2 protein-coding genes and 1 pseudogene are annotated in these 2,031 nt (G+C 38.8%); 2 read left to right on the forward strand and 1 reads right to left on the reverse strand.

From position 1 onward, the window contains the following. On the reverse strand, window positions 1–997 hold a 997-nt coding region (locus K0A91_RS10905; RefSeq protein WP_295010242.1), incomplete at its 3' end, for an HD domain-containing phosphohydrolase. Window positions 998–1,127: 130 nt separating this feature from the next. On the opposite strand from K0A91_RS10905, the gene K0A91_RS10910 reads away from it, so the two are divergent. Together K0A91_RS10910 and K0A91_RS10915 are read left to right on the forward strand one after the other, a co-directional pair. Next, a complete protein-coding gene (locus K0A91_RS10910; RefSeq protein WP_295010244.1) occupies window positions 1,128–1,568 on the forward strand; it encodes a DoxX family protein in 441 nt (146 codons plus the stop codon). Between the two features lie 3 nt (window positions 1,569–1,571). Continuing rightward, a pseudogene (locus K0A91_RS10915) lies at window positions 1,572–2,031 on the forward strand (FMN-binding glutamate synthase family protein); the annotation flags it as partial.

The raw sequence follows: 2,031 nt of genomic DNA on the forward strand, positions 1-2,031 counted from the left end.
TCTCGCTCTCAAAAAGATTTAAAATATCTTTCACCTCCCATGCTTTTTTATAGACCCTATCGCTTGAAAGCGCATCAAAAACATCTGCTACAGCAGTGATACGACCAAAAATATGAATTTCTTCTCCGGCTTTTGCGTTTGGATATCCGCTTCCATCCCACTTTTCATGATGCTCTCCCGCAACGATAGCAGCAGCTTTTAGGATTGGCTTATTGGAGTGTTTAAGCATATCGTAACCCAATGAGGCATGTGTCTTCATTACTTCAAACTCTTCAGATGTGAGTTTGCGCGGTGCATTTAAAATAGCATCCGCGATCCCTATTTTTCCTATATCATGCATAGGACTTGCCATCTGCAAAAGAGTTGCATCCTCTTGGCTCAAACCGTACAAAACAGCAAGCTTGTAGGAGTAGAGTGCTACTCGCTTCACATGATTTCCGGTCTCTTTTGAACGGGTTTCGCCTATCTCTCCCATAGCATAAATAATATCTTTTTGAGTCTCTTCAATCTCTTTGTTGAGGGTTATAAGCTCTGTGACATCCGTAAAGTAAGCTAAGATAAGTCCCTCTTCTTGAATCCCTTTTATCTCAACTTGGTATGAGGTGCTTTTGTTTTCAAAAAAGATAATATCTTGCATAGCTATCTCCTTTGGATTGTTGATGTTTAAAGACTCAAGCGAAGTAACCTCTAGGAGATCTTTATGCGATGCCTCATTGCGAAAAAGAATCGCGCCTTTTTCGTTAAAGATAAAAACAGGAGAGTTTCTATGCTTTGGAAGAAGAGAGAGATAGTAATTTTTTAGACTATATTTTTGATTGAGATTAAAAAGTGCATAAATAAAACAAAATCTCTTTAGTGCGGTATAAAATATTACTAGGGACATAACTGCTAGAGCATAAGAAGATTCATAGATTGAAAAAAACAGGAGCAAAGATGCAATCGTAAAACGAATATTGGACTCTTTGTGGCTCATGTTGCAACTCGGTTTTTTAGACATGTGGTACTCCCCTTATTTAGAATGAAAAAAGTATATCATTTTTTATATGAGACAATGTAATCAAGCTTACATACAGAGTTATAAATATCTGTTATGATATGTCAGTTTAAAATTGATAGAGGAGTGTACTATGAAGTGCAAACAGATATATATTGAGTTTTCGAGATTGAGTGAGTATTTGAAATCATTTGCTTTGTTGCTGGCGCGTTTGGCAGTTGCTTACGGGTTTTATGAGCCTGCTATGATGAAGTGGGGTGATATGGCCTCTGTTTCCGGTTGGTTTGCGTCTATGGGCATACCGTTTCCAACGCTCAATGCTTATATGGCGGCAAGTACCGAGATAGTCGGTGTAATACTGCTTACTCTAGGGCTTTTGACACGATTTATTTCACTGCCGCTTATTGTCGTCATGATAGTCGCTATCGTGACGGTGCATCTTCCAAACGGTTTTTCTGCAGGTGATAACGGCTATGAAATACCACTTTACTACATGTTGTTTTTACTTATTTTTGTATCGCATGGAGCAGGCAAATTTAGCCTTGACAGACTTTTTTTCGGTGAGAAGAACTAAAACATGGAAGCACTTTTAGATTTTAAAGATGCGGTAATTCAATACAATTTTCCGCTTCTTCTCTTTTTGCTTCAGGCTTCATTAATTGTTTTTGCTCTTGTATCCCTTGTTTTGTTTATCTATGACAGATTTATTCAAAGAGAGGATCAGCTACTTATCAACTACCCTCTTATAGGGCGTATGCGGTATCTTTTTTATCTCCTGCGCGATCCGATGAGGCAATATTTTGGGGATGAGAAGTTTTACGAGTCTTTTGATAAAGTAAAATGGGTTTATGACTCCGCAGAGAGAAAAGCCGCGTATGCCTCTTTTTCTCCGGGACAACCGCAAAAATCTGCACGGCTCTCTATTAAAAATGCAAACTGTGTGCTAAATACGGAGGATGTGAGCGAGGAGTTTGGGGTTACTTTTGGGCAAGATTCAAAGCACCCTTTTAAAGCTCGCTCAGTTTTGGGCAGAAGCG

Source organism: Sulfurimonas sp. (assembly GCF_019429335.1).
Lineage (GTDB): Bacteria > Campylobacterota > Campylobacteria > Campylobacterales > Sulfurimonadaceae > Sulfurimonas.

Excerpts from the sequence above, each read along its gene's own strand:
- K0A91_RS10910 (WP_295010244.1), top strand. The coding sequence starts at position 1,128 with ATGAAGTGCAAACAGATATATATTGAGTTTTCGAGATTGAGTGAGTAT.